The organism is Natronococcus sp. A-GB1, from assembly GCF_029688845.1.
In the GTDB taxonomy this organism is placed as follows: Archaea; Halobacteriota; Halobacteria; order Halobacteriales; family Natrialbaceae; genus Natronococcus.
Window position 1 is genome coordinate 129764 of record NZ_JARUKW010000005.1, and the last position, 24692, is coordinate 154455.

The window sequence follows — 24692 nt, forward strand, 5'->3', positions numbered from 1 at the left end:
CGAGGCACTCGGTCTGCTCCGCCTGTAGACTCCGATTCCGGACGCCGTCGTCCGACTCCGGTCGTCCGGCGACGAAGACCGTCCCCCAGATAGAAGCCCTTACACGCACCACGCTGATACACAACTCATCATGGATTCGACTTCCGACTCGGACGCGACGCTCCGTCGCCGCATACGACAACAGGAAGTCATCGCCGACCTTGCCCAGCGAGCGCTCGAAGGTAACGATCTCGACCAGTTGCTACACGACGCGTCGGTTTCCGTGGCCGAGACGCTCGGGATCGAGTGCGTCGAGCTGTTCGAGCTGCGTCCCGACGACACACTCGCATTGAGAGAGAGTGTTGGCTGGCCCGACGAGTCGATCGACTCGAGAGCGATCCCCGTCGAGGCGGGATCCCAGGCGGACTACACGCTGCGTTCCGAGGAGCCGATCGTCGTCGACGACTTCCGGAGCGACGAGCGGTTTTCAGGGCCTGAATCGCTCGTCGACGGCGCCGTCAGCGGGACCAGCGTCGTCGTCGGCTCCGCCGAGGAGCCGTGGGGTGTGCTGGGAGCCCACGCGACGGAAAGACGGGCGTTTACCCGACAGGACGTCGACTTCATCGAACGCGTCGCGGACGTCCTCGCGACCGCGATCGAGACCAAACGCACCTATCGGGAACTCGAGGAGATTCACGGCCGTATCTCGGACGGATTCTTCGCGCTGGACGAAAATTGGGAGTTCGCCTACCTCAACGAGCGCGCCCACGAGCTGATCAATCCCGACCATCGGGAGCTGATCGGGACGAACGTCTGGGAGGCGTTTCCGGAGGCGAGCTCTCGGGAGTTTAAACCGCTCTACGAACGTGCGATGGCCGACGAGGAGACGATCGCGTTCGAGGAGTACTACCCCGAGCCGCTGGACAGCTGGTTCGAAGTCCGGGCGTACCCCTCGGAGACCGGCCTCTCGGTGTACTTCCGAGATATAACCGACCGGAAGGTGGAGAAACAGGCACTCGAGGAGACGCGACGACGCTACCGGACCCTCGTCGAGCACTTCCCGAACGGAGCCGTTGCGCTCGTCGACAGGGAGCTTCGGTACGTTTCTTTCGGCGGGGCACCGGAGGGAACGGCCGACGTAACGAGAACCGAGATCGAGGGGGAACCGGTCCGAGAGGTGTTGCCGACGGAGCTGGAAACGATCGTCGCCCCGCGGTACGAGGATGCCCTCGAGGGCGAGACCAGCACGTTCGAGACGAGTATCGGCGACGAGGTCTACCGGTTTCATTTCGTGCCGGTTCGCGACGACGGCGGCGACGTCGTCGCCGCCATGGGGCTGTCACAGGACATCACCGAACGGGCCGAGGCTCAGCGCAGACTCGAGGAATCGGAGCAACGCTACCGCGCGCTCGTCGAGCACTTCCCGAACGGGGTCGTCACCCTGTTCGATCACGATCTCGAGTACCTGCTGGCAGCGGGCCAGGCTTTCGAGGAACTCGACCTCGAGCCGGCCGATCTCGAGGGACGTCGAGTGCGCGAGATCTGGCCCGAGTCGGTCGCCGCTACGCTCGAGCCCGCGTTCCGGGATGCGCTCGACGGAACGGTACGATCCGTCGAACTCGAGTACGCCGGCCGGGACTGGATCGTCCACGCGGTCCCGGTGACCGACGACGGCGGCGACGTCTCCGCGGGGATGACGATGGCCCAGGACATCACCGACCGGAAGGAACGCGAGCGGTACCTGCGCGACGCCAAGGCGCAGCTCGAGGCGGCAACCGAGGCCGGCGCGGTCGGCACCTGGGAGTGGCAGATTCAGGAGGATCGGTTCGTTACCGGTGCGTCCTTCGCCCGAACGTTCGGCGTCGAACCCGAGGCCGCCCGCGAGGGCGTTCCGCTCGAACGACTGCTCTCGTCGATCCACGCGGCCGATCGCGACCGTGTGGAGAGGAGAATCGAGGAGGCGGTCGAGACCTGCGGCGAGTACGAGGCCGAGTACCGCGTCTGGAACGCCGACGACGATCTGCGGTGGGTGATCGCCCGCGGCCACGTCGAGTCCGACGAACAGGGCGTCCCCGAAACGTTCCCCGGTGCACTCACCGACATCACCGACCGAAAGCAAGCCGAACTCGAGGCCGAAAAACAGCGAACACAGCTCGAGACGCTGTTCGAACTCCTCCCGGTCGGCGTCGTGGTCGCGGAGGCTGACGGCCGCTTGGTCGAGGCCAACGACGCCGCGGCCGAGCTCTGGGGCGGCGACGTCTTCGACGCCGAAACCGTCGGCGACTACGAGCGCTACGACGGCTGGTGGCTCGACACCGGTGAGCCGATCGAGCCCGAGGAGTGGCCGATGAGCCGCGTCCTCGAGGGCGAAACGATTCTCGATCCGGACGTCGTCGAAATCGAAACGGTCGACGGCGAGCGACGCACGGTAATGATCCACGGGATGCCAATCAGAGACGAGGACGGCGAGATCGTTCGCGGCGTGCTCACGCAGACCGACGTCACCGAGCGCAGGGAGTACCGGCGCAGGCTCGAGGAATCGAACGAGCGCTTAGAGCAGTTCGCCTACGCCGCCAGCCACGACCTCCAGGAGCCGCTGCGGATGGTCGCGAGCTACCTGCAGCTGATCGAGAGCCGGTACGCCGAGGCCCTCGACGACGACGGTCAGGAGTTCCTCGCATACGCGGTCGACGGCGCCGAACGGATGCGAGCGATGATCGAGGGGCTGCTCCAGTATTCCCGGGTCGAAGCGCGTGGAGAGCCGCTGGCTCCCGTCGATCTCGAAGCCGTCCTCGAGGACGTACTCGCGGATCTGCAGTTGCGGATCGAGGAGAGCGACGCCGAGATCACCATCGAGCCGCTGCCGCGGGTCGAGGGTGACGGAGACCAGCTTCGGCAGGTGTTTCAGAACCTGCTCGAGAACGCGATCACCTACAGCGGCGACGATCCGCCGCGAGTCCGCGTCGACGCGGATCGGCGGGGCGACGAGTGGACGATCGCCGTCCGCGACGACGGGATCGGTATCCCGCCGGAGGAACAGGAACGAGTCTTCGAGGTGTTCCACCGGCTCCACAGCCAGGGCGAACACGACGGAACCGGGATCGGGCTCGCGCTGTGTGAACGGATCGTCGAGCGCCACGGCGGGGAGATCACCGTCGACTCCGAACCCGGGAAGGGATCGACGTTCTCGGTGACCCTTTCGGACGCGCGCGATCGGTAACCCATCACGCGGGCTCGTATCGCGACGCGTGTTCGGAACAGAACTCGGGTTCGCGGAGCTGGGCCGCGATCAGGTCCTCGTGGTAGTGGGCGTTGAACAGCCGACACCCCTCGCGGTCACAGAAGGCCTCGCCGGTCTCGAGGTAGTGGTACGCCTGCAGGGCGTACCCCTTCAGCGCGTCGGTCGTCCGCGGGTCGTCCTCGATCAGGAAGTCGCCCTCGACGCGGTTCTCGAGCACTTCCCGGGGCGGTGTGTCACCAGAGAGCAGCGAGTGACGCTGCTTTTCCTTGTAGTACTCTTCGGGCTTGGCGGGCGCCTCGTAGAGCCCCGGCACCGAGAGCAGCGCCGGCTGGCCGAGGACGTTCACGCGCTTGTGCCAGCGCCCGTCGTGGTCGCCCCAGGTGCCGATCGCCCGGTCGAGGACAGCAACGTGTAGCGTCTCGAGTCCGCGCTCCGCGGTCGGGAGCGCGCTGTTCAACGCCCGCTGGACCTGCCGACCGTCGTAGAGCACGCCCCCCTCGCGTTCCGGGTGCTCGAGGGCGCGTTCCTCGTAGCGGATCGTCCCCAGCATGGTGTTCCCGGTCTCGCGGTCGTACGGCGAGGGAACCCGCGCCTCGGCGAACCGCTCGCCGAGGTCGTCTGTCCGGTGAACCTCGAGGAACCGATCCCGGACCGAAACCGTCGCCTCGACGCGAGGCTCGAGCCAATCTGCGATTCCCTCCGCGTCGGCGACCGTCGTCGGCGCCCGATAACACAGGATCTGCTCGACCATGTATTACCTAGTCGTACCACTGGGTGAATCAGTTACGGTCTCGCGGTTGCCGACCGATTTATGCCGTCGCCATTCGTTCAGTTCTGTATATATGTTTCCGCCACCGTTTTCGAACGAGTCGATTCTCACCGACGAGATGAACCCCCCGACGCAGGCGTATCACGACGCCGTCGTCTACGACGAGGCCGACGCCGAGGACCCCCTCTACGAGGGGCCGCTCGTCGTCCACGCCAACGGCTGGCTCGAACTCGAGGGCAACCGCTTGCTCTCGCCGAGCGCGGTCCACCACGTCGATACCTACGATGACGAGCGACCGCCCGCTGAAACCGACGACCGCGACGCGGTCGACGACGAGCGGCGAACCGGACGGTTCGGCTTCCGGTAGCCGTCTCGAGCGCTCGAACTCGCACTCGCGTCAGCCGTCCAGAAACGACGGCTCTACCGCCTCCTCCGTTTCGGTCTCCCGCCAGGTGTGCTCCGGTTCCCAGCCGAGTTCCTCGCGGGCTTTCGCCGTCGCAAACGCCGCATCCTCGCCCTCGAGCGTACAGTCCTCGGGCAGATCGCCGTAGACGTCCTCGATCGTCGCCGCCGTGGGTCGACCGAGGTAGTTCTCCGCCGCGACCGCGAGGTAGGCCTCGTGGCCCTCGATATCGGCAGTGAGCGCGGCCTCGACCAGCGAGACCAGATCGCGGACGTCGACGTACGACCAGAAGTTACCGCTTCCCTGATCCCCGGGTTCGACCGTTTCGGGGTCGAACGCCTCCCTCACGCGGGCCAGTTGCTGACTGCCGGGATAGCTCACCCACGCGGGGCGCAGCGAGGTCACCGAAACGTCGAACGCCCGGACCGTTCGCTCGGCGATCAGCTCGCCGACGAGCTTCGAGGTGCCGTAGGGGTCCTCGGGGCGCTGCGGGTGGGCCTCGTCGATCGGCAGATAGTCGGGCAGGGATGGAGTCGCCGCAAAGGGCATCCCGTAGGTGCTCTCGCTCGAGGTCCAGACCACCTCCGCGCCCGCCAGTCCGGCGGCCTCGAGAACGTGGTAGGTACTCACAACGTTCGTCTCGAAGGTCTCACCGCCAGCGCGGATTCCCATCGCGGGGACTCCGGCGCAGTGAACGACGGCGTCGGGATCGGGATCGCGGATCAGCTCCCTGGCGACGCCCTGATCCGTCAGATCCCCCGCGAGAAACGTGGCGTTCTCGCGCTCGCCGGGCGGACGCTCGAGGTCGACGCCGAGCACCTCGTGGCCCGCGCTCGCGAGACCCTCGACGATCCAGCTTCCGATCCCGCCGGTCGCACCGGTGACGACGAGTTTCATGTCCGGAGGCTGCGGCGGGCCGACGAAAACAGTGTGGGTTTCGGCGATCGATCACTCGAGGTCGTCCGTCAGGTCCTCGAAATCGGGGCTCCCGGTTGCGCCGAGGATCCACCAGCTACAGAGGGTAGCCACGAGCATGCCCGCTCCGAACAGAGCGGAACTACCGAACCCCACGATAAACGGCAGGAGCATCGCGGCGAGACCGAGCAGAATACCGACGGTGGCGACGACCAGCCCGACGACCCGTTTGAAAAATCGGTGTAGCTCGCGTCGCAGGGCGATCCGGAGGGCGGTTACGTCGTTGCGGTCGTCGTCCATACGACGGCCGACAGCCGGACGTCGTATCAATTCAGTGATTATCGTTACCCGCGGTGGGAGCCGACCGCGACGTCAGTCGTCCGCTGGTGCGGCACGCGACGTGATGTCGACGGGGTCGGCGTCGACCTCGAGTTCGTCGAGTGCCTCCTGGGCGGCGCGCTTGCCCGAGACGAGCATGGCGCCGAACGTCGGCCCCATGCGGGGCAGCCCGTAGGTCGTCGCGGTCGCCATTCCCGTTGCGATCAGGCCGTCGTGGACGAGACCGGTGTGTTCGACGACGGCGTCCTCGCTCTTGCCGACCCACATCGAGTCGTGGCCGGGCGAGTCGTGGCCGGGGGCGCCGTAGCTGTCGTCGTCGGTCTGGTCCATTCCCGTGGCACTGGCCTCGGCGTCGCCGATACCCGGCGCGTCGAGGACGCCGCGCTCGTCGAGTTTCTTGACCGCCATCGCGTCGTGGCCCGTCGCGTCGATGACGAGGTCGGCCTCGACGGCGATCGGATCGACGCAGGTGATCTCCCGAGGAAGAGCGTGGACCGGTGTCCAGTTCATCACGATCCCCGAGACCTTGTGGTCCTCGCGGATGACGATGTCCGTGAACTCGGTCATGTTCTGCATCTTCGCGCCCGCGTCACAGGCGGCCTTGATCAGCCCCGAACAGGCCTCGGGGCCGTTCGCGACGTACAGCCCCTCGCTGTCGGCCGACTGCTTGTAGGAGACCTCGAGCTCCTCGAGGATGTTCTGTGCGGGGTCACGCACCGTCACCTTGTTCATCAGGAAGCCGCCGAGCCAGAACCCGCCGCCGAGGTAGTTGTTCTTCTCGACGACCATCGTTTTCACGCCGCGCTCGGAGAGCTCCTTGGCCGCGGTCAGCCCCGAGGGGCCGCCGCCGACGATGATGACGTCCGAGTCCGAGAAGTCCATGAACTCCTCGGTCCACTCCTGGCCGATTGCCCGTGTTACGTCCGCTTCACCGACGTCGCTGAACTGATCGAACTCGCTCATACAACTAGGTGGTAACAGTGGGTAGTGAAAAGTGTGTCGCGATACATCGGATCGCTAACTCGAATCCGTACCCTCAAGACCCGCGGCTGCAAACGACCGACTCGATGCACCGCCGCGCGTTCCTGGCCGTCGCCACCTCGCTGTCGGTGTCGGGCTGTCTCGAGTACTTCACCGAGGACGCCGAGGAGATCACCGAACCCGCCGACGTCGAGATCGTCTGGGACGACCTCGTGCGCGACGACCCGGGTACCGACGAGGAACGCGTCTACGTCTGGGGCGTCGTCAGGAACGCGGGGGAGCGAACGCTGTCGTACGTCGAGATCCGAGCGACGTTCTTCGACGAGGACGGCGAGGAGCTCGAGAGCGTCATCGAGAACGTCGAGGAGGACGTCGCCGAGGGCGAGGAGTGGCCGTTCGACGCGGAGTTCCCTCACTTCGGCGAGGAGGCCGCCGCGGTCGATAGCTACGAGCTCGAGCCGGCGACGGGTGTCTGACGTGCTCGAGCCGACCGCAGGGACGTGCCGACGGCCGCACACGACGCTCGCAGGACGTCGCGACCACCCACACCCAACGTTGTCATGACCGATCAGGACGAGGGCGTTACCACGCTCGCCAAGCAGGGTAGCATCACGTTCGCCGGAAACGTGATCAACGGCGCGATGGGGTTTGCGATCGTCATGCTGATGACGCGGTTCGTCAGCCCCTCCGTCTACGGGCTGTTCGTGCTGGCGACGTCGGTCATCCTGTTCATGCAGGTCTTCGCCAACCTCGGGCTCCCGCTCGCGATCGACTACTTCGTCCCCCAGTACCTCGACGACGACGAGTACGGGAAGGCCAAGGGCGTGATCGTCCAGGTGACCGCGACGGTGCTGGTGACGTCGTCGCTGGTCGCGCTCGCGCTCGCGCTCAGCGCCGCCGCCTTCGCCGAGTTCTTCGAGGAGCCGGCACTGCGGGTCGGACTCCTGCTCCTCTCGGTGACGATCCCGATGTTGGCGATCTACAACGTCCTGTTGACCTCCTACTACAGCATCAAGAAGCTCCAGTACCGGGTCATCATGCGGGATCTGGTTCGCCCGATCGTCCGGTTTACGGCCACCGCCGGGCTGTTGCTCGCGGGGTTCGGCCTGCTCGGGCTCGTCGCCGGCTACATCGTCGGGCTGTTCGTCGCGATCACGGTCGGCGCCGCCGTCTTCACCTACAAGGCCTGGGATCTGCTCTCGCGGGAGCTCGAGCTGGTCGCGCCCGGTCCGCTGGTGAAGTACTCGGTCCCGCTGGCGATGACCAGTGTCGTCTTCGTCCTGATGGGCCACGTCGACTACTTCGTGCTCGGCTTCTTCCTCGACTCCGATGACGTTGGGATCTACCGCGTCGGCTACATGCTCGGCTCCGGGCTGATGATCATCTTCAACTCGCTGTCGCCCGTGTTCAAACCCCTGATCGCCGAGAGCCGGAACGATATCGGCCTCGTCGAACAGCGGTTCCGGATCATGGCCCGCTGGATCGCCGGCATCACGCTGCCCGTCGCCATCTTCCTCTCGCTGGGTGCGAGTTCCTTCCTCGCGGTGCTCTACACGCCCCAGTACGCCGAGGCGACCGCCGTCGTTGCCCTCCTCGCCGTCGCCTTCCTCTTCAACGTCACCTTCGGCGGCCCCGACGGCTCGCTGCTGCAGGGCCTTGGCTACTCCCGGTTCGTCTTCGCTAACACCCTCGTCCTCTTCGGCGTCAACCTCCTCGTCTCGTTCACGCTCGTCCCGTTTCTCGGGATGGAGGGCGCCGCGATCGGTTCGGCGACCGCGCTCTTTCTCGTCGGCGGACTCACCCTCGCGGAGATCTACTACCTCGACGGGATCCACCCGTTCACCCGGGATTTCGCGAAGATCGTCGGTGCCGGTATCCCGGCGGCCGTCGCCGGTGCGCCGATCGTCTACGTCCTCGAGTCCGATCTCCTGACCGTCGTCGTCCTGCCGATCGTCGTCGTCGCCACCTACGCGGGAACGCTCGTCCTCACGGACGCCTTCACTGACGACGACGCCCGCATGGCCGCCGAGTTCAGCCCGACGCTGCGAAAGTGGCTCCCCGTCGGCGGCTCGAGTTAGGGATCGAGCACCTCGCTTTCGTCGCCAGCGCTCGAGCCGATCTGAGCCTCTCGCTGCTCGCCTGCCTCGTCGATGACGCCCTCGGTCCAGGTCCCGAGCCGGAACCAGAGCACGGCGACGACGAACGAAGCGACCATCCCGAACGAGAACGCCCACCAGATCCCCGCGACGCCGAGATCGATCGCGGCCACGGTCGGAATCGTCACGCCGACGAACGGCACCGTCACGGCGGTAAAGGCGAGCACCAACGCGACCGGGACCCGGAAGATCCACCGCGAGAGGAACGAAAGCACCATCGCCTCGCGGGTGTTCCCCGCGCCCCGGAACGCCCCCTGGAGGACCATCACGCCGGCGAACAGCGCCCAGAACGGCGCCATGATCCGGAGAAAGAGAACGCCCTCGGCGATCACCTCTGGGTCGGCGACGAAGATCCGCATCGCCTGGGCGGGGAAGGCGACGAGGACGGCGGCGACCGCGAAGATCAGGAGCATCGTCCCCGCGGTCGCGACCCGGGCGACCGCGGCGGCCCGATCCGGCGTACCCGCCCCGAGGTTCTGCCCGACTCCAGTTGCGGTCGCGTTGCCGACCGCGCCAGCGACGGCCCACGTCACCGACATGAACCGGACGCCGATCCCGTACGCCGCGGTTGGCGCGGCCCCGAAGCGGGCGACGAAGCCGGCCATCGCGACCGACGCGAAGCTGCGTGCCCAGCCGTCGATCGTCGCCGGGTAGCCGATGTCGACCAGCTGGCGCTGAATTGCGAGGTTGGGAGTCAGGTCGCCGAGCCGGAGCCGAACGCCGAACCGCCCGTCGAGCAGAATGGCGATCCCGGCGACGGTGGCGAACGCGCGGGCGATAAACGTCGCGACGGCCGCACCTCGAGTTCCCATCTCGGGGAACGGTCCCCAGCCGAGGATGAAGAACGGATCGAGGACGACGTTGAGCCCGGCCGAGATCAGCACGAGCCACATCGCCGTCTTCGTGTCGCCGGCGCCCTGGAGCGACGAGCGGAACGCGAAAAAGAGGAAGGTGAGCGGCAGCGCGAGGAAGATGACCTCGATGTAGGCGAGCGCCTCGACGAACACCCGGTCGCGGGCGCCGATCAGGACGAGCAGCGGTCGCCGGAAGTAGAGACCGACGGCGGCGAGCGCCGTCGAGACGGCCAGTGCGAGCAGGATCGTCTGGGCGACGACCCGATCGGCCATCCGGTCGTCGTCGGCGCCGACGTACTGGGAGACCAGCGCGATGGTCGCTGCGGTGAGTCCCATCGCCGTCGAGACGAACATCCACGAGAGCGGAAACATCAGGGAGACGGCGGCGACGGCCTCGCTGCTCACGCGGCCGACCCAGAACATATCCGCCAGGTTGTAGAACGTCTGCAGGAGGTTGCCGAGTACGAGCGGCCAGGCTAGGTGGAGCAGCTTCGGCGGGATCGCCCCCGTTGTCATGTCGACGCGTTTACGGTCGGGTTCCGGCTCTGCCACGGCGCTTTCGATGCCTTCTCGCTCCGAGGGAGAAAAGGGCTCGACTCCCCAGTTTCGTTGCCGGCTTTTGCCGATCTCGAGCCCGACCGAGCGCGGCGAGGCCGACGGCTTCGATGCGAACACCTCACCATTGATGAACGGCCGGCCGAAGCACATCGCTATGGCCGACACCCTCGAGCCGACGACCACCGATCGGATCGATTCGTTGCTGCGCGACCGACTGCAAGGAGACGAGATTCCGGGATTGAGCCTCGCGATCACCGACGGGGACGACACCGTCTACGCGCGCGGCTACGGATCGCGGGATCTCGCGGCGAACGATCCCGCCACGCCCGAAACCGTCTACGGCATCGGCTCAGTCTCGAAATCGTTCGCCGCGCTTGCGGTGGCACGACTCGTCGACGCCGGCGTCCTCGCGTTCGACGACCCCGTGGCGACACATCTCGAGATTGACGTTCCCGACGACGTGACGCTTCACCATCTGCTCAGTCACACCTCCGGCTACCCCTCGCTCGCGGTCAGTGAGGCCCTGATCGCCCGCCAGCTCGAGGTCGGCGAGTCGCACGTCCCCCTCGGGACCCGGGACGATTTCCACACTCACGTCGACGGTGCGCGCGACGAGATCGTCGGCGACCCCGGCGAGCACTGGCTGTACTGCAACTCCGGCTACACGCTCGTCGGCGAAGTGATCGAAGCCGTCACCGGACGCTCGTTTACGGCGTACGTCGAAGACGAGGTCCTCAAGCCGCTCGCGATGGCCCGTTCAACGTACGACGGCGACGTCTTCGAAGGCTTCGACGATCGGATGACGCCGTACTTCGCCGGTGAGGGCGAGGACGCCTCCCTCGAACCCGCCCCCGTCCCCGTCCGCGAGCGCAGCGCGGCAGCGGGTGGCCTGCTCGCGCCCGTGACCGACCTCGCGCGCTACCTGCGACTGCACCTCAACGGTGGCACGGTCGACGGTACGGAGATCATCAGCGAGGAGAGACTCGAGCCGTGTTACGGCGCGTATGCCGAGACGCCGTCGGGTCCGTACGGCTACGGCTGGCGCACCCGCGAGGTCGCCGGTCGCGAGCTGATCGGTCACGGCGGCTCGGTCGTCGTCTCGACGGCGTACGCCGGTTTCTCGCCCGACGAGGGGCTCGGAGTCGCGCTGCTGGCAAACGCCTCGCCGGGGTACGGTCTCGCGGAACTCGGGAAGGGTGTCTTCGCGGCGCTGGTCGGCGAGAATCCCGTCGACCTGCCGTTTTTCGCGCGAAAGCGCCGGCTCGAGGAACTGGCCGGCGAGTACGAATCCTATCGCGGCATCAAGCGGGGTGAAGTCAGCGTCGAGGGAGGGACCCTTCGCCTGCGCGTCGGCGGTCCGATCGAGGACGGCTCCTGGACGCCGCTGATCCCGGACGACCTCGAGGCCGGCGAGTTCCACGCGCTGACGACTGCGGGCGATCGCCAGCCGGTGCGCTTCGAGCGCGACGGCGACGACCTGTGCCTGTACGTCGACCGGTGGCGGTTACACCAGCGCTGATCCGCGGTCGGGGCGACCTCGTCGCCGCTACTGGACCAAGTAGGGTCCTCACACGCGCGCGAGCGCAACGCCCGCGTAACGCACGCACACCCGCGCTGTCTGCGGGTTTTGCCGAAAGCGTTATCAAATCCTCAGCCGTACCGGGCGACCATGATCGTGACTGTCGCACCGGTTCTACCGCTCGAGCCGCGAGGTGATCGGCGGTGGAGCTGATCATCACGGAGAAGGACAACGCCGCGCGCCGGATCGCCGACATCCTGAGCGGTGGGACGTACGACTCGAGCCGCGAGAACGGCGTCAACGTCTACGAGTGGGGCGGTAAGCGCTGTGTGGGGCTATCTGGCCACGTCGTCGGCGTCGACTTCCCCGCGGAGTACTCAGACTGGCGCGACGTCGAACCCGTCGAGCTCATCGATGCGAACATCGAGAAGACGGCGACGAAGGAGAACATCGTCGCCACCCTGCGGATCCTCTCCCGCCGGGCCGAACGGGTCGCGATCGCGACCGACTACGACCGCGAGGGCGAACTCATCGGGAAGGAGGCCTACGACATCGTCCGCGAGGTCGACGAGGACGTCCCCATTAGACGGGTTCGGTTCTCCTCGATCACCGAAAACGAGGTCCAGAACGCCTTCGACGAGCCCGACGAGCTGGACTTCGACCTCGCCGCGGCGGGCGAGGCCCGCCAGATCATCGACCTGATCTGGGGCGCCGCGCTCACCCGATTCCTCTCGCTGTCGGCCGGCCAGCTCGGCAACGACTTTATTTCGGTCGGGCGGGTGCAGTCCCCCACCCTCAAGCTGATCGTCGACCGCGAGCGGGAGATCCAGGCGTTCGATCCCGAGACCTACTGGGAGCTCTTTGCCGACCTCGTCAAGGACGAGACGAGTTTCGAAGCTCAGTACTTCTACCGCGACGAGGACGACAACGAGGCCGAGCGCGTCTGGGCGGAGGCCCGCGCCGACGAGGTCTACGAGACCCTGTCGGGACGCGACGCCGCGACGGTCGTCGACGTCAACCGACGGACGCGAACCGACGCGCCGCCCGCGCCGTTCAACACGACCCAGTTCATCCGCGCGGCCAGCGCGATCGGCTACTCGGCCAAGCGCGCGATGTCGATCGCCGAGGATCTGTACACGGCGGGCTACATCACCTACCCCCGAACGGACAACACCGTCTACCCCGACGACCTCGATCCCGAGGAGCTGCTCGAGGAGTTCGTTGGCCACTCGACGCTTGGCGAGTCGGCCGACTCGCTGCTCGAGGCCGACGAGATCCGACCCACGGAGGGTGACGAGGAGACGACCGACCACCCGCCGATTCACCCGACCGGCGAGATTCCGAGCCGCGGCGGGGACGTCAGCGACGACGAGTGGGAGATCTACGAGCTGGTCGTCCGCCGATTCTACGCGACCGTCGCCGACCCCGCCGAATGGGAACACCTCAAGGTCGTCGCCGAAGTCGACGACGCCCGCCTGAAGGCGAACGGCAAGCGCCTCGTCGAACCGGGCTATCACGACGTCTACCCCTACTTCAACACGACGGAGAACTACGTCCCCGACGTCGAGACCGGCGAGGAGCTTTCGATCGAGGGCGTCGGGCTCGAGGAGAAGGAGACACAGCCGCCCCGCCGGTACGGCCAGTCGCGGCTGATCGAGACCATGGAGGATCTCGGGCTGGGAACGAAGTCGACCCGCCACAACACGCTCGAGAAGCTCTACGACCGGGGCTACATCGAGAGCGATCCGCCCCGGCCAACGAAGCTGGCGATGGCGGTCGTCGACGCCGCCGAGAGCTACGCCGACCGCGTCGTCAGCGAGGGGATGACCGCCCAGCTCGAGGCCGACATGGACGCCATCGCCTCCGGCGAGGCCGACCTCGAGGACGTGACCGACGAGTCCCGCGAGATGCTCGAGGAGATCTTCGCGAACCTCGCGGACTCACGCGAGGAGATCGGCGACCACCTCCGGAAGTCGCTGAAAGACGACAAGCGCCTCGGCCCCTGCCCGGAGTGCGGCGAGGACTTGCTCGTCCGTCAGAGCCGCCACGGCTCGTACTTCATCGGTTGTGACGGCTACCCCGACTGCGAGAACACGCTACCGCTGCCCTCGACGGGCAAGCCGCTGATCATGGACGGCGAGTGCGAGGAGCACGGGCTCAACGAGGTGAAGATGCTCGCCGGCCGCCAGACGTTCGTCCACGGCTGTCCCCTGTGTAAGGCCGACGAGGCGGGCGAGGGCGAGATCCTGGGCGACTGTCCGGACTGTGGGGAGGGCGCGACGTCTCCGACGTCGCGAGGCGAAGGCGGTGAAACCGCCGAAGCGGACGGCGAACTCGTCATCAAGACCCTCCAGAGCGGCTCCCGACTGGTGGGTTGTACCCGCTACCCTGATTGTGAGTACTCGCTGCCGCTACCCCGCCGTGGCGAGATCGAGGTCACCGACGAGCACTGTGAAGAACACGAGCTCCCCGAACTCGTCGTCCACAGCGGCGACGAGCCCTGGGAGCTCGGCTGTCCGATCTGTAACTACCAGGAGTTCCAGGCCCGCGAGGCTGACAGCGGGTCGGACCTCGAGAGCCTCGACGGCGTCGGCGCCAAGACCGTCGAGAAACTCGTCGACGCGGGTATCGAGAGCCTCGAGGATCTGAGCGACGCCGACCCCGACGCGGTCGCCGACGACGTCGACGGCGTCAGCGCGGATCGGGTTCGGAGCTGGCAGGCGAAGGCGTAGTGTCGGTACGCGCTCCGGGATTCAATCTTGGAAGCGAGCAAGAAACTGCCGGACGTACGAATTGTTGCGCCAGCTTCGCTCATCCACCATCTCCGAAAGCGCTACTCGTGCGTCCTCGGCCGAAAGAACGTCCCGCAGAACGAGTGCTTCGATCATCTTGGGCGTCGTGAGAAGCCGGGAACCCGATAAGAGTGCGTGCACTGTCGAGAGTTCACCGTACTCGTCACACAGGAATATCTCGGCGTTCACCTCGTTCGCGAGCGCGATAGCCGCCGTTTCACCCTCGTCGAGTGGATACTCCGGCTGCTCACTCGGTTGCCGGATATGCTCTTCGGCTAGGTGACCAAGTACCCGCGTTGCTGCCTCCGCATGCACATCGTCGTGGGCAGCGATCTCCTCGAGTTCTTCAACGACTGCGGGCGGAACCTGAACGTCGTACTCCGTAAAGAGAAGCCGAATTGGACGCTCGTTGCTCGCAATCGCGAGGCTGACGAGAGCGGACGTGTCTGCGACGACGACCATCTATAGGTTCGCAACGTCTTCCGCGAGCTCGTCATCCTCGAGCTGGTCCTTGAGCAGTCGAAGGTTCTCGGCTTCTTTTGGTCCGAGAACCGCCTTCATTTCGTCGTACTGAATGGTCCCGTCGTAGTACGCGTTAGCGATATCACGCTTCACGTCATCGCTCTCGGACGATTCACGCAGATACGAACGAAGTGCCTCGATGATCACGTCCGTTCGGTCGCGGTCCGCTGCCGTCGCCAGGATATCCGCCTGTTCGATCAACTGTTCGGGCGCGCGGAACTGGACTCGTTTGCTCGAACTCACGTGTGTACATTCGTACACACAGAACTTAGCTATTGTGCCAGCTGGACCGCTATTTCGATCTGCCCATCTTGAGAACGGCGAACGCGTCGAGAGGGCAGATTCCACTATCGGTCTTCCCCCTAAGACGAAACTTTCGACAGTCGCCAGGTCGGTCACAAAGCCGTCCAGGAACGGTGGCGACTCGAGACGATCAGTCCGACCCCTCGGGGTCGTCTTCGGCTGTCTCCGCTTCGTCGTCCGCGCCGTCGCTCTCGTTCGCAGCGTCGCCGTCCGACGACTCGTTTCCGTTCGACTCCTCGTCGTTCTCGTCGGCCGTCGCCTCGAGGACGCGCTCGACCGCCGACGCGATCTCGCGACCGCCCGTCGTCCCCGTCTCGCGCCAGTGTTCCTCCCCGTCGGGGTCGACGACGATCGTCACGGGGTAGCCGACGGCCGCGTACTCCTGCATCGGTCTCGAGGCGTCGTAGCTCACGTAGCCGTTCCCGCCGTGGGTCTCCCACCACTCACGGAGCTCGTCGGGCGGGATCTGCTCTTCGGAGTCGTAGGTCAGCGACAGGAATCGGACGTCCTCGCCGTGGTCGGCCTCGAGTTCCGCCCTGGCGTCGGCGAGCCGTCCGGCCTGGACCTGGCAGTTGCCACAGCCGTTGACGAAGAACATGAGGACCATGACGTCCTCGGAGGGGACAGTCACCGTCCCGGCCTCGCTTCCGCGGGCCTCGATCGTCTCGACCTCGATGGGCCACTCCTCGTCCTCGTCTCCGTCGTCCTCGGTCTCGTCGTCGATATCGCCGTCGCCGCCAACCGAAGGCGGGCCGTAGCGCACGATCGACCCTGCGCCCGCGAGCACGCCGAGGCTACCGATCCCGGCGACGAGGTCGCGACGCCTCATCGGTCGCTCCCCCCTCGAGGGCGATCGACGCGGGCAATCGGTCGACGAGCGGGACGGTCGTTCATGCTCACGCGTACGATCCGGACGAAAAAGGGTTCTCCGATTCGGTCACTCCGTCGACTCGTTCGCGTCGTCGGGTGCGTCCTCCGGATCCGGCGTTTCGGGCTCGGCCTCCAGGGCGCACTCGATCCCTCTTCTCATGTTGCTGGCGCCGGTGCCGCCCGTGTCGCGCCAGTGGACCTCGCCGTCGGCGTCGAGAGCCAGCACTGTCGGGAACCCGTTGACCTCGTAGTAGTCGTTGATCGTTCCGTCCTCGTCGATCCCGACCGTCCACTCGCCGCCGTGTTCGACCCACCAGTCGGCAAGTTCCTCCTCGGAGGGATTCGGGCCGGAGCGGGGGTCGACCATCGAGATGAACCGAACGTCGCCGTCCGGACCGACGTCGTACCGGGACTCGAGGTCGGCTCTGGCGTCGCCGATCGTCTCGATCAGCCCCTCGCTCGTCGGACACAGCGTCCGCGTCGGGTTGAGAAACGTGACCTGTCCCTCGCCCGGGACGGTCGTCGTCCCGGCCTCGCTGCCGGGTGCGTCGACCGTTCGTAGCTCGAGCGGCGGCGATTCGGGCTCGTCGCCGCCGTCGTCACCGTTGCCGTCGGAATCGGAATCGTCCGCTGCGTCGTCCTCGAGACAGCCCGCGACCGCGCTCGCCCCGGCGACCACGAGCAGCGTTCGGCGTCTCAGTCCCATCGCACCCTCGCCGCCCCCGGACGTCGGCTCCGAAGCGTACCCGCCGGCAGACGGTCGCGGAGTCGATCCATATGCGCAGTATCGGGCGTCGACGGCAAAGAGTTACCTGCCGTCCGACACAGCCGCGAAGCGGTCACGACGCAGCGAACGATAATCACCAGTAGGAATAAGATTGCTCGGGTGAACGTTCAGTCGAACGCCGACTCGGGAGCCACCGTCTCGAGTGGGAGCCGAGCCAAATCCATGATCCACGACCGCGCGACACGTTCGATGCCTCGCTCGAGACGACTGCAGGCCCCCAATCAGGGTGAGCGATGACCCGCGACGCCGCCGACTCGACGTCCCCAGGGACGCTTCCCGACTGTCCCGTCTGCGGGCGACCGATCGTAACGGTGACGCTGACCGGACCGACCGAGGGGGTGGCCTCGCCCTGTGGTTGCCAGTTCATTCCCGGCAGCCTCGAGTAGCCGCCGAACGCGTCGTTTTTCACGATCGGCGACGGAGTATGGACCGAACACCGTGCCAGTCGCCACCGCGCTCGCCGGCGTCCTCTTCGGCATCGCACTCGCCGCGCCGCCGGGACCGATGAACGCGATAATCGCCGAGGAGAGCGTCGTCCGCGGCTGGTCGGCTGGCTTCCGGGCGGGACTCGGCGCGATGCTCGCCGACGTGCTGTTCTTCGTGCTCACGCTTGCCGGCGTCGTGGCCGTGATCGATCGCTACCCGCTCGTCCGTCCCGTGCTCTACTTGCTCGGCGGACTGCTCATGTGTTACTTCGCCGTCGGCGCGATCCGGGAGGCGCGGGCCGCGACCTCCTTTACCGACGGGGGCCACGCGACCTCGACCGGGTTTCGCAAGACGTTCGCGCTGTCGCTGACCAACCCCTACCAGATCGGGTTCTGGCTCACCGCCGGCGTCGGCCTGCTCCGACCGGGATCGCTGGACGTTCTCGCACACGTTCCGGCCGCCGGCGCCGCCCTCGAGGGAGCGCTCGTCGTCGAAACCGGCTCGCCCGCGCTGCTGGCCGGCTTCTTCGGCGGGATCGCAGTCTGGATCGTTCTCTACCCTGCGGGGCTGGTGTCGGCCGGTCGGCGGGTCGACGCGCTGGCGCCGATCGTCGCCGCGGGCAGCGCGCTCGTGCTGGCGGGCTTCGGCGTCGTCTTCCTCGCGGTCGGGACGATGGGACTCGCCTGAGACGGGGCCGGGACGCGTCGCTCGAGGCAGCCCGTTATACGCAAAAGCGGTCGGTTCGACGACGAGGCGGACGGGTTGTTGGACGTCGGTCCCGTTTCAACCCATCGCCGCGATCTCGTCCTCGAGCCACTCGCGGAACCACTTGACGCGCTTGAGCCGCTGGTGGGCGATCCCTTCGGCGGTGTCGCTTTCGACCCGCGAAGCGGCGTCGTAGCCGCGTTCTAAGACCCGATCGACCATCTCGTCGGTGTCCATGTGGGTCCGAGCCTCGTAGCCCATCCGCAACAGCATCAGGGCAGTGCCGTTGGCGCCGATCTTGTCAAGCAGGTCGGCCTCGATCAGACACTGGGTCTCGAGCGAGACGTCGTTCAGGTCGCCCTGGTAGGCGTGCTGTTCGACGGCGCGACACACCTGGTCGATAAACGAGTCGGGGTACTCGGCGCGGGACTCGAGGTACTCGCGGGCGACGCGGGCGCCGGCCTCGGGATGGAGGTCCTGGTCGGTCTCGAGTTTCGCGACGTCGTGAAAGAGCGCGGCGACGCGGGTGATGTCGACGTCGGCGCCCTCCTTCCGAGCGATCTCCTCGGCCAGCGAGACGACGTTGAGGATGTGGTTGTGCCGGTACTCCGCGGAGTGCCAGGGGTACCAGCGCATCCGTCCGCCCTCCTCTTCCTTCTCGACGCTCGCGGCGAGGTACTCAAAGACGAACTCCTGCATCGCCTCGAACTCGGCGTCGGTTACTCGGGTTTCTTTTATTTCGACGCCCATGAGAGATCCCTCCGCAATAGATGTACGATACTCATTGGGTGAATGTAAGCTGGTTTCGCTCTTAGGCCTTTGGTTCGGAATGGTGGTTGTTGGCACGGTCGCCTGGAGCTGTCCGGTTCGGTACCGTTTCGACCGCGACCGAGCCGATCCCCCGCCGACGAACGGACCGGGCCGGAGAGATTTGCAGGAATTTCCGTTAAAGTCAAACAGCCGGCTCGGGAAGGGAGCGTATGAGCAGTGAACAGGAGCAGGAGTCGATCCGTTGTCTGGTCGCCAAGGTCGGTCTCGACGGCCACGATCGGGGAGCACATGTCATCGCGCGCGCGTTCCGCGACGCCGGGTTCGAGGTCATCTACTCGGGACTGCACAAAGCCCCCGAGGAGATCGTCCAGGCGGCAGTCCAGGAGGACGTCGACGTGCTGGGGATCTCGATCCTCTCCGGCGCCCACGACACGCTCGTCCCGAAGATCATGAGCGGACTCGAGGAGTACGACGCGAAGGACGACACCCTCGTCCTCGTCGGCGGCGTCATCCCCGAGGAGGACCGTCCCGAACTCGAGGCCGAGGGCGTCTCCGCGATCTTCGGCCCCGGGACGTCGATCGAGGAGACGATCGAGTTCGTCCGCGAGAACGCTCCCGACCGATGAACGCCGACGACGAGACGCTGCTGGCGGAACTCCTCGAGGGGAAACACCGCGCGCTGGCCCGGACGATTTCGAAGATCGAGAACCGCGCGCCGGGCTACCGGGAGCTGATCTCCAAGCTGTACGCCCACACGGGCGAGGCCGAGGTGATCGGGATCACAGGCAGTCCCGGCGCGGGGAAGTCGACGCTGGTCGACAAGCTCGCCGAGACCTACCGCGAGCGCGGCGAGACCGTCGGCGTCATCGCGATCGACCCCTCCTCGCCGTTTACCGGCGGGGCGGTGCTGGGCGATCGGATCCGAATGGCCTCGACGGTCGGGGATATGGACGTCTTCGTGCGCTCGATGAGCGCCCGCGGGACGCTGGGCGGGCTCTCGACCGCCACTGCGGACGCCGTCAAGGCAATGGACGCCTTCGGGAAGGACAAAATCATCATCGAAACCGTCGGCGCCGGCCAGAACGAGATCGACATCGTCCGTACCGCAGATACGGTCGCCGTACTCGTCCCGCCGGGATCGGGCGACGACGTCCAGACGCTCAAAGCCGGCATCCTCGAGATCGCGGACGTCTTCGTCGTCAACAAGGCCGACCGTCCCGGCACCGATCGAACGGTCCAGGAGCTCCGAGAGATGATCGAACTCGGTTCCGGGAGCGGCCTCAGTGGGAGCGGTCACCACGGCGCCGACGCGGGGGGCGACGTCGGTGGCTCCGCGGTTGCGACGCAGGACGACCCCGAGGAGCGCGCGACGTGGACGACGCCCATCGTCGAGACGGTTGCCACCGACGGGACCGGCGTCGACGACTTCATCGACGAGCTTGTGGCCCACCGCGAGTACCTCGTCGACTCCGGCGCCCACGCGGAAAAGGCCCGCCAGCGCTCGGCCGAGGAGATCCGAACCCTGCTGCGCGAGGACGTTCACGCCATGCTCGAGGACGAACTCGAGCGCGCTGGCGGGATCGACGACCTCGCGGCGGCGGTCGCGGCGGGTGAGACCGACCCCTACACCGTCGCCGACGAGGTGCTGTCGCCGGTCGAGGACTGCCTCGCGGAGCTCGAGACTCGGAACCCGTAGCTGTGCCAACCGCAGGCATAAGGCGTTCGCCGCGGTACGAATGGTATGCGAATCCGAACAGTTCTGGGAGGTCTCGTCGGTACCGCCGGGGCGGCCGTACTCGGCAACCGACTCCTGAAGCGCCGCGCCAGCAAGTTCGAGCACCGACTGCCCGGACTCGAGCGGACGTACCGCTGGCGGGGAATGGAAGTGAGCTACACCGTCGCCGGCGATCCGAACGACGACGATCTACTGCTGCTCCACGGAATCCACGCCGGCGCCAGCAACTACGAGTTCGAACCCGTCATCGAGCTGCTGGCCGAGAACTACCGCGTCGTCGCCGTTGACCTGCCCGGCTTCGGCCGCTCCGAGCGGCCACCGCTGGTCTACTCTGCGGGACTGTACGCCGAGTTCGTCCGGGATTTCGCGGCCGACGTCACCGACGAGCCGATCGTCATCGCGTCCTCGTTGACCGGGACGTTCGCCGTCGACGCGGCCACGGACAGCGAGTTCGAGCACCTGGTGTTGATCGGCCCGACCGGCGACACCGGCGACAGCCGCCCGTGGCTACGATCGCTGATCCGCGCACCCGTCGTCGGCACGACACTGTTCAATCTGGTGGCGAGCAAGCCGTCGATCCGGTACTTCTACGACCGGGACGGCTACTACGATCCAGATCGGATCGACGACGACGAGGTCGAGTACGCCTGGACGAGCGCCCACCAGCCCGGCGCCCGGTACGCCCCCGCTTCCTTCGTTGCGGGGACGCTCGATCCCGACTTCGACCTCCAGACCGAACTCGCCGCGCTCGAGACGCCGACCACGCTCGTCTGGGGTCGGGACGCCGAACTCGTCCCGCTGCGGGAGGGACGAACCCTCGCGGACGCGGCCGATCGGGACCTTGTCGTCATCGACTACGCGACCCAGCTCCCCCACGCCGAACACCCCAAGAAGTTCGTCGAGTACCTGACGACGGAGCTGCTCGAGAGCGACCTCGGCGTCGACTCCGGAGCCGGTTCGGACTCTGGCATCGGCTCCGACTCCGATCTCGAGGTCTGACGGGCGACCGACTCGAGAGCTCGCTGCTGTCGAGTTTTCGACTGAAAAGAAAACGAAACGGCTCGAGAGGAGAAGACCTCAGAACAGCGGCTCCGGTTCTGCCGGCGGGGTCCGCTTGTGTTCGCTTTCCTCGTGGAACTCCTGGATGCGCTCGACCGCCTCGATCGAGGTGTCGGTCAGTCGGGCCGTCACCGATGCGGGGAGGTTGCCGTCGATGTGGAACGCGAGGACGGCGTCGAGCGTGTCGTAGCTCATCCCCATCTCCTCCTCGTCGGTGCCGTAGTCGACCATCCCGCCGGTCGGCGTCTTCCGGACGACCGATTCGTCGACGCCCAGGTGGGCCGCGACCTGTCGGACCTGCTGCTTGTAGAGGTTGCCGAGCGGGTTGCAGTCGACGCCACCATCACCGTACTTGGTCACGTAGCCGGTCCCGAGTTCGGCGCGGTTTCCGGTGCCGAGCACGATCCGGTTCTCGCGGTTGGCCAGCAGGTAGATCAGTGTCATCCGGACGCGGGCGCTGGTGTTGCCGACGTAGCGTCCTTCCCACTCGTCCTCGGAGGGGTTCTCGGTCTCGGCGTCGCCCTGGTCCAGGACCTCCTTCATGATCGAGTCGATGCCGATCACGTCGTAGTCGATACCCAGCTCCTCGGCGACGTGTTCGGCGTCGCTCATGTTCTCGTCCTCGTTTACTTCCTTGGGGAGGAGCACGCCGTGGACGTTCTCCGCGCCGAGCGCCTCGACGGCGAGGTAGGCGGTCGCCGTGCTGTCGATGCCGCCAGAGAGCGCGATCTCCGCACCGTCGGCACCCATCGCGTCGACGCGCTCGCGAATGAAGTCGGTCAGGTGGTCGATCTGCGCTTCCATCTCGTCTTCGGAAAATCGAAGGTCTACGGGGCTGATCTCCTCTTGTGTTTGCTCGTAGAGGGTGTCCATTGTGAGTACTGGATAACCGGGCGTGTGACTGAAAAGCCATACGCTTTCGTTATCAGATCAGGGCCTGATCTCTCCGATTTCGGGTGAACGATCATCAGCGACCTCGCCCTCCTCGGGCCATTCGGTTCCCGCGTGCTAGTAGTCGCCGAATGGAGCCTCGAGCATAATCGACTGGTCCATTTCAGCGGCGAGTCGCCCGTGTAACTCGGTCCCGAGCGCGGGGAACTCGCTGTCAGTCGGTTTCGCGACCTCAACGGTGACGACCTGCTGGTCGTCGAACGCCCCGCGGGTCGTGTACTCCGCCGAGACCGACACCAGCTCGAGCTCCTCGTACCGGGGGTCCTCGAGGGCAGCCTCGACCTCTGTCCAGGTTTGAGGTCCTCGACTTTCGCACGGAGCTTCCGGTGGGTGCTCCCGCGCTGGTTGCGCGGCCCTCCGCGAACCGTCCCGAGATCTCGTCGAGCTTCAGTTGTAGAAGACGCACCCTCCGAATCGAGCACGACTCTCCCGCGCGGAGTCAAGACCGTTGTGGCTTGAGCTCTCAGACCGGGCTGAACCCGAGGATGCGCTCGCCGGTCGTCTCCGAGACCGTGATCTCGAGTTCGACCTCGAGGCCGGTCTCGACGGTCTCGAGGTCGGCGCCGACGACCTGGCCGGTGAGCCGAACGGGGCCGAAGGCGGCGACGGCCGTCGCGTAGGGGGCGTCCTCCTCGAAGGCGGGCGTCGGGACGTGGGTGACGGTAAACGTCTGAATCTCGCCGCTGTCGGGCAGGACGGTCTCCTCGAGGTCGGTCGCGCCGCAGTCCGGACAGACCCGACGGGGGGGCAGCGAGGCGTGGCCCTCGGGACACTCGAGACAGTAGGCCGCGTCGTCCTCGGCGGCGTCGAGCCACTCGTCGAAGCCGGCGTCCTGGACGTCGTCGTCGCTCATCGGTCCACCTCCAGAACGTGAACGGTTGCACTCGCGACCGTTCCACCCGCGTTGTGCGCGACGCCGGTCGCCGCGTCGGAGACGAACTCGCTGTTCGGATGATCGCCCGAAAGCAGGTCGGACAGTTCGGCGATCTGTGAGACGCCCGTCGCGCCGACGGGGTGGCCCTTGGCCTTCAGCCCGCCAGAGAGGTTGATCGGCGTCTCGCCGTCGGCCGTGGTTCGACCGTCGCGAGCCGCAGAGATTCCTTCGCCTACCGGCTCGAGGTCGAGCGCCTCGATCGCCAGCACCTCCGCGATCGTAAAGCAATCGTGGACCTCGGCGACGTCGACGTCGGCCGCGTCGATCCCCGCGTCGGCGTAGGCCTCCTCGCCGGCCTCGCGGGCGGCGGGCGAGCGTGCGAGGTACTCGCGGTCGTGGAGGGCCATCCGGTCGCCGCCCTGTCCCGTTCCGGAGATCGAAACCGGCGCGTCGAGGTCGTGTTCCTCGGCGTACTCCTCGCTTACGAGGACGGCCGCGGCAGCGCCGTCGGAGATCGGACAGGAGTCGTACAGCCCGAGCGGTTCCGAAACCGGGGGCGCCTCGAGGACGTCCTCGATCTCGATCGCGCTCTGATACTGGGCCTTCTCGTTGGTCAGGGCGTTCTCGTGGTTTTTCATCGCGACATGAGCGAGGTCCTCGTGTTCGCCGCCGTACTCGTCGAAGTACGCCTGGGCCATCAGCGCGTAGGCGCCGGGGAAGGTCATCCCTGCTCGGACTTCCCAGAGGTCGTCGGCCGCGATCGCCAGGGCCTCGGTCGCGCCCGCGGTGCCGAGGTTGGTCATCCGTTCGGCGCCCCCGACGAGGACGACGTTGTCCTCGCCGTTGCGGATCCGGAACACGGCGTCGCGGACGGCGGCCCCGCTCGAGGCACACGCCGACTCGTAGCGGGTGGCCGGGGCCTGGATCCCCGCGGCCTCGGCCATCAGGGGGCCGTGGTGGCCTTGGTGCTCCGACAGTTCGCCCATGAAGTTTCCGTACAACAGTGCGTCGACATCCGATCGGGGGACGTCGCTTTCCTCGAAGGCGGTGACGGTTGCCTCCGCGAAGAGGTCCCGGCTCGTCCGTTCGGGACTGTGACCGAACGCGGTCAGCCCGGAACCTGCGACACGTACGTCAGACATACGCATCCATTGTGGACGGACCCGTTAATACCCCGCGGTTA

General features: G+C 66.6%; 25 protein-coding genes. 11 read left to right on the plus strand and 14 right to left on the minus strand.

Annotated features, from left to right (window positions below; genetic code table 11):
• Positions 1 to 130: 130 nt before the first annotated feature.
• Positions 131 to 3199, plus strand: coding sequence for a PAS domain-containing protein (locus QA600_RS07715; protein WP_278291361.1), 3069 nt, complete (start codon positions 131 to 133; stop codon positions 3197 to 3199).
• 4 nt (positions 3200 to 3203) lie between these two features.
• On the opposite strand, the gene QA600_RS07720 is transcribed toward QA600_RS07715, so the two are convergent.
• The gene (locus QA600_RS07720; RefSeq protein WP_278291362.1) at positions 3204 to 3971 is read right to left on the minus strand and encodes a DUF6775 family putative metallopeptidase; all 768 of its coding nucleotides are present in this window, start codon (positions 3969 to 3971) and stop codon (positions 3204 to 3206) included.
• A 91-nt stretch (positions 3972 to 4062) separates the two neighbouring features.
• Here QA600_RS07720 and QA600_RS07725 point away from each other — a divergent pair, with 91 nt between their 5' ends.
• The gene (locus tag QA600_RS07725) at positions 4063 to 4356 is read left to right on the plus strand and encodes a hypothetical protein (RefSeq protein WP_278291363.1); all 294 of its coding nucleotides are present in this window, start codon (positions 4063 to 4065) and stop codon (positions 4354 to 4356) included.
• A gap of 30 nt (positions 4357 to 4386) precedes the next feature.
• Here QA600_RS07725 and QA600_RS07730 read toward each other — a convergent pair whose 3' ends face one another.
• From QA600_RS07730 to QA600_RS07740, 3 genes are all read right to left on the minus strand, one after another.
• Positions 4387 to 5289 carry an NAD(P)-dependent oxidoreductase gene (locus QA600_RS07730; RefSeq protein ID WP_278291364.1) on the minus strand — a complete coding sequence of 301 codons (903 nt, stop codon included), beginning with the start codon at positions 5287 to 5289 and terminating at the stop codon, positions 4387 to 4389.
• A gap of 51 nt (positions 5290 to 5340) precedes the next feature.
• Positions 5341 to 5607 (minus strand): hypothetical protein, encoded by a 267-nt coding sequence (locus QA600_RS07735; protein ID WP_278291365.1) that lies wholly within the window; start codon positions 5605 to 5607, stop codon positions 5341 to 5343.
• 72 nt (positions 5608 to 5679) lie between these two features.
• Positions 5680 to 6609: a sulfide-dependent adenosine diphosphate thiazole synthase gene (locus QA600_RS07740; protein ID WP_278291366.1), complete on the minus strand. Its 930-nt coding sequence runs from the start codon at positions 6607 to 6609 to the stop codon at positions 5680 to 5682.
• A gap of 104 nt (positions 6610 to 6713) precedes the next feature.
• Here QA600_RS07740 and QA600_RS07745 point away from each other — a divergent pair, with 104 nt between their 5' ends.
• Both QA600_RS07745 and QA600_RS07750 read left to right on the plus strand, forming a co-directional pair.
• Complete coding sequence (locus tag QA600_RS07745; protein WP_278291367.1) at positions 6714 to 7103, plus strand: FxLYD domain-containing protein; 390 nt, start codon at positions 6714 to 6716, stop codon at positions 7101 to 7103.
• An 84-nt stretch (positions 7104 to 7187) separates the two neighbouring features.
• Positions 7188 to 8705 (plus strand): flippase, encoded by a 1518-nt coding sequence (locus QA600_RS07750; protein WP_278291369.1) that lies wholly within the window; start codon positions 7188 to 7190, stop codon positions 8703 to 8705.
• On the opposite strand, the gene QA600_RS07755 is transcribed toward QA600_RS07750, so the two are convergent.
• Positions 8702 to 10153: an MATE family efflux transporter gene (locus tag QA600_RS07755; RefSeq protein WP_278291371.1), complete on the minus strand. Its 1452-nt coding sequence runs from the start codon at positions 10151 to 10153 to the stop codon at positions 8702 to 8704. The genes QA600_RS07750 and QA600_RS07755 overlap by 4 nt on opposite strands.
• A 196-nt stretch (positions 10154 to 10349) precedes the next feature.
• On the opposite strand from QA600_RS07755, the gene QA600_RS07760 reads away from it, so the two are divergent.
• Both QA600_RS07760 and QA600_RS07765 read left to right on the plus strand, forming a co-directional pair.
• The gene (locus QA600_RS07760) at positions 10350 to 11714 is read left to right on the plus strand and encodes a serine hydrolase (protein WP_278291373.1); all 1365 of its coding nucleotides are present in this window, start codon (positions 10350 to 10352) and stop codon (positions 11712 to 11714) included.
• Positions 11715 to 11917: 203 nt separating this feature from the next.
• Entirely contained in the window at positions 11918 to 14446 is a 2529-nt protein-coding gene (locus QA600_RS07765) for a DNA topoisomerase I (RefSeq protein WP_278291374.1), read from the plus strand.
• 21 nt (positions 14447 to 14467) lie between these two features.
• Here the strand turns inward: QA600_RS07765 and QA600_RS07770 are convergent, their stop codons facing one another.
• From QA600_RS07770 to QA600_RS07785, 4 genes are all read right to left on the minus strand, one after another.
• Entirely contained in the window at positions 14468 to 14968 is a 501-nt protein-coding gene (locus QA600_RS07770; RefSeq protein ID WP_278291375.1) for a hypothetical protein, read from the minus strand.
• A complete protein-coding gene (locus tag QA600_RS07775) occupies positions 14969 to 15271 on the minus strand; it encodes a hypothetical protein (RefSeq protein WP_005553764.1) in 303 nt (100 codons plus the stop codon). It lies immediately after the preceding gene.
• A gap of 190 nt (positions 15272 to 15461) precedes the next feature.
• Complete coding sequence (locus tag QA600_RS07780) at positions 15462 to 16160, minus strand: alkyl hydroperoxide reductase (protein WP_278291376.1); 699 nt, start codon at positions 16158 to 16160, stop codon at positions 15462 to 15464.
• A 108-nt stretch (positions 16161 to 16268) separates the two neighbouring features.
• Positions 16269 to 16907: a TlpA family protein disulfide reductase gene (locus QA600_RS07785; RefSeq protein WP_278291377.1), complete on the minus strand. Its 639-nt coding sequence runs from the start codon at positions 16905 to 16907 to the stop codon at positions 16269 to 16271.
• 314 nt (positions 16908 to 17221) lie between these two features.
• On the opposite strand from QA600_RS07785, the gene QA600_RS07790 reads away from it, so the two are divergent.
• Entirely contained in the window at positions 17222 to 17374 is a 153-nt protein-coding gene (locus QA600_RS07790) for a hypothetical protein (protein WP_278291378.1), read from the plus strand.
• Positions 17375 to 17426: 52 nt separating this feature from the next.
• Positions 17427 to 18101 (plus strand): LysE family transporter, encoded by a 675-nt coding sequence (locus tag QA600_RS07795; RefSeq protein ID WP_278291380.1) that lies wholly within the window; start codon positions 17427 to 17429, stop codon positions 18099 to 18101.
• A 96-nt stretch (positions 18102 to 18197) separates the two neighbouring features.
• On the opposite strand, the gene QA600_RS07800 is transcribed toward QA600_RS07795, so the two are convergent.
• Complete coding sequence (locus QA600_RS07800) at positions 18198 to 18869, minus strand: HD domain-containing protein (RefSeq protein ID WP_278291382.1); 672 nt, start codon at positions 18867 to 18869, stop codon at positions 18198 to 18200.
• A 230-nt stretch (positions 18870 to 19099) separates the two neighbouring features.
• On the opposite strand from QA600_RS07800, the gene QA600_RS07805 reads away from it, so the two are divergent.
• Genes QA600_RS07805 through QA600_RS07815 form a run of 3 tightly spaced genes read left to right on the plus strand, consistent with a single transcriptional unit; the run spans position 19100 to position 21624 of the window.
• Positions 19100 to 19516, plus strand: coding sequence for a cobalamin B12-binding domain-containing protein (locus tag QA600_RS07805; RefSeq protein WP_278291383.1), 417 nt, complete (start codon positions 19100 to 19102; stop codon positions 19514 to 19516).
• On the plus strand, positions 19513 to 20586 hold the full coding sequence (gene meaB / locus QA600_RS07810; RefSeq protein ID WP_278291384.1) for a methylmalonyl Co-A mutase-associated GTPase MeaB: 1074 nt from the start codon (positions 19513 to 19515) through the stop codon (positions 20584 to 20586). The genes QA600_RS07805 and meaB overlap by 4 nt, the downstream gene beginning before the upstream one ends.
• A 45-nt stretch (positions 20587 to 20631) precedes the next feature.
• Positions 20632 to 21624, plus strand: a complete 993-nt coding sequence (locus QA600_RS07815; protein ID WP_278291385.1) for an alpha/beta fold hydrolase — start codon at positions 20632 to 20634, stop codon at positions 21622 to 21624.
• A gap of 78 nt (positions 21625 to 21702) precedes the next feature.
• On the opposite strand, the gene QA600_RS07820 is transcribed toward QA600_RS07815, so the two are convergent.
• From QA600_RS07820 to QA600_RS07835, 4 genes are all read right to left on the minus strand, one after another.
• A complete protein-coding gene (locus QA600_RS07820) occupies positions 21703 to 22557 on the minus strand; it encodes an NAD+ synthase (protein ID WP_278291386.1) in 855 nt (284 codons plus the stop codon).
• Between the two features lie 135 nt (positions 22558 to 22692).
• The gene (locus QA600_RS07825; RefSeq protein ID WP_278291387.1) at positions 22693 to 22872 is read right to left on the minus strand and encodes a hypothetical protein; all 180 of its coding nucleotides are present in this window, start codon (positions 22870 to 22872) and stop codon (positions 22693 to 22695) included.
• A 226-nt stretch (positions 22873 to 23098) separates the two neighbouring features.
• Positions 23099 to 23488, minus strand: coding sequence for a Zn-ribbon domain-containing OB-fold protein (locus tag QA600_RS07830; protein ID WP_278291388.1), 390 nt, complete (start codon positions 23486 to 23488; stop codon positions 23099 to 23101).
• Positions 23485 to 24651 carry a beta-ketoacyl synthase N-terminal-like domain-containing protein gene (locus QA600_RS07835; RefSeq protein ID WP_278291389.1) on the minus strand — a complete coding sequence of 389 codons (1167 nt, stop codon included), beginning with the start codon at positions 24649 to 24651 and terminating at the stop codon, positions 23485 to 23487. Before QA600_RS07835 ends, QA600_RS07830 begins: the two co-directional genes overlap by 4 nt.
• Positions 24652 to 24692 lie beyond the last annotated feature (41 nt).

Excerpts from the sequence above, each read along its gene's own strand:
- QA600_RS07790 (WP_278291378.1), top strand. The coding sequence starts at position 17,222 with ATGACCCGCGACGCCGCCGACTCGACGTCCCCAGGGACGCTTCCCGAC.
- QA600_RS07820 (WP_278291386.1), bottom strand. The coding sequence starts at position 22,557 with ATGGACACCCTCTACGAGCAAACACAAGAGGAGATCAGCCCCGTAGAC.
- QA600_RS07760 (WP_278291373.1), top strand. The coding sequence starts at position 10,350 with ATGGCCGACACCCTCGAGCCGACGACCACCGATCGGATCGATTCGTTG.
- QA600_RS07740 (WP_278291366.1), bottom strand. The coding sequence starts at position 6,609 with ATGAGCGAGTTCGATCAGTTCAGCGACGTCGGTGAAGCGGACGTAACA.
- QA600_RS07835 (WP_278291389.1), bottom strand. The coding sequence starts at position 24,651 with ATGTCTGACGTACGTGTCGCAGGTTCCGGGCTGACCGCGTTCGGTCAC.
- QA600_RS07715 (WP_278291361.1), top strand. The coding sequence starts at position 131 with ATGGATTCGACTTCCGACTCGGACGCGACGCTCCGTCGCCGCATACGA.
- QA600_RS07815 (WP_278291385.1), top strand. The coding sequence starts at position 20,632 with ATGCGAATCCGAACAGTTCTGGGAGGTCTCGTCGGTACCGCCGGGGCG.
- QA600_RS07720 (WP_278291362.1), bottom strand. The coding sequence starts at position 3,971 with ATGGTCGAGCAGATCCTGTGTTATCGGGCGCCGACGACGGTCGCCGAC.
- QA600_RS07730 (WP_278291364.1), bottom strand. The coding sequence starts at position 5,289 with ATGAAACTCGTCGTCACCGGTGCGACCGGCGGGATCGGAAGCTGGATC.
- QA600_RS07735 (WP_278291365.1), bottom strand. The coding sequence starts at position 5,607 with ATGGACGACGACCGCAACGACGTAACCGCCCTCCGGATCGCCCTGCGA.
- QA600_RS07785 (WP_278291377.1), bottom strand. The coding sequence starts at position 16,907 with ATGGGACTGAGACGCCGAACGCTGCTCGTGGTCGCCGGGGCGAGCGCG.
- QA600_RS07770 (WP_278291375.1), bottom strand. The coding sequence starts at position 14,968 with ATGGTCGTCGTCGCAGACACGTCCGCTCTCGTCAGCCTCGCGATTGCG.
- QA600_RS07750 (WP_278291369.1), top strand. The coding sequence starts at position 7,188 with ATGACCGATCAGGACGAGGGCGTTACCACGCTCGCCAAGCAGGGTAGC.
- QA600_RS07805 (WP_278291383.1), top strand. The coding sequence starts at position 19,100 with ATGAGCAGTGAACAGGAGCAGGAGTCGATCCGTTGTCTGGTCGCCAAG.
- QA600_RS07830 (WP_278291388.1), bottom strand. The coding sequence starts at position 23,488 with ATGAGCGACGACGACGTCCAGGACGCCGGCTTCGACGAGTGGCTCGAC.
- QA600_RS07725 (WP_278291363.1), top strand. The coding sequence starts at position 4,063 with ATGTTTCCGCCACCGTTTTCGAACGAGTCGATTCTCACCGACGAGATG.
- QA600_RS07780 (WP_278291376.1), bottom strand. The coding sequence starts at position 16,160 with ATGAGGCGTCGCGACCTCGTCGCCGGGATCGGTAGCCTCGGCGTGCTC.
- meaB (WP_278291384.1), top strand. The coding sequence starts at position 19,513 with ATGAACGCCGACGACGAGACGCTGCTGGCGGAACTCCTCGAGGGGAAA.
- QA600_RS07800 (WP_278291382.1), bottom strand. The coding sequence starts at position 18,869 with ATGGGCGTCGAAATAAAAGAAACCCGAGTAACCGACGCCGAGTTCGAG.
- QA600_RS07755 (WP_278291371.1), bottom strand. The coding sequence starts at position 10,153 with ATGACAACGGGGGCGATCCCGCCGAAGCTGCTCCACCTAGCCTGGCCG.
- QA600_RS07745 (WP_278291367.1), top strand. The coding sequence starts at position 6,714 with ATGCACCGCCGCGCGTTCCTGGCCGTCGCCACCTCGCTGTCGGTGTCG.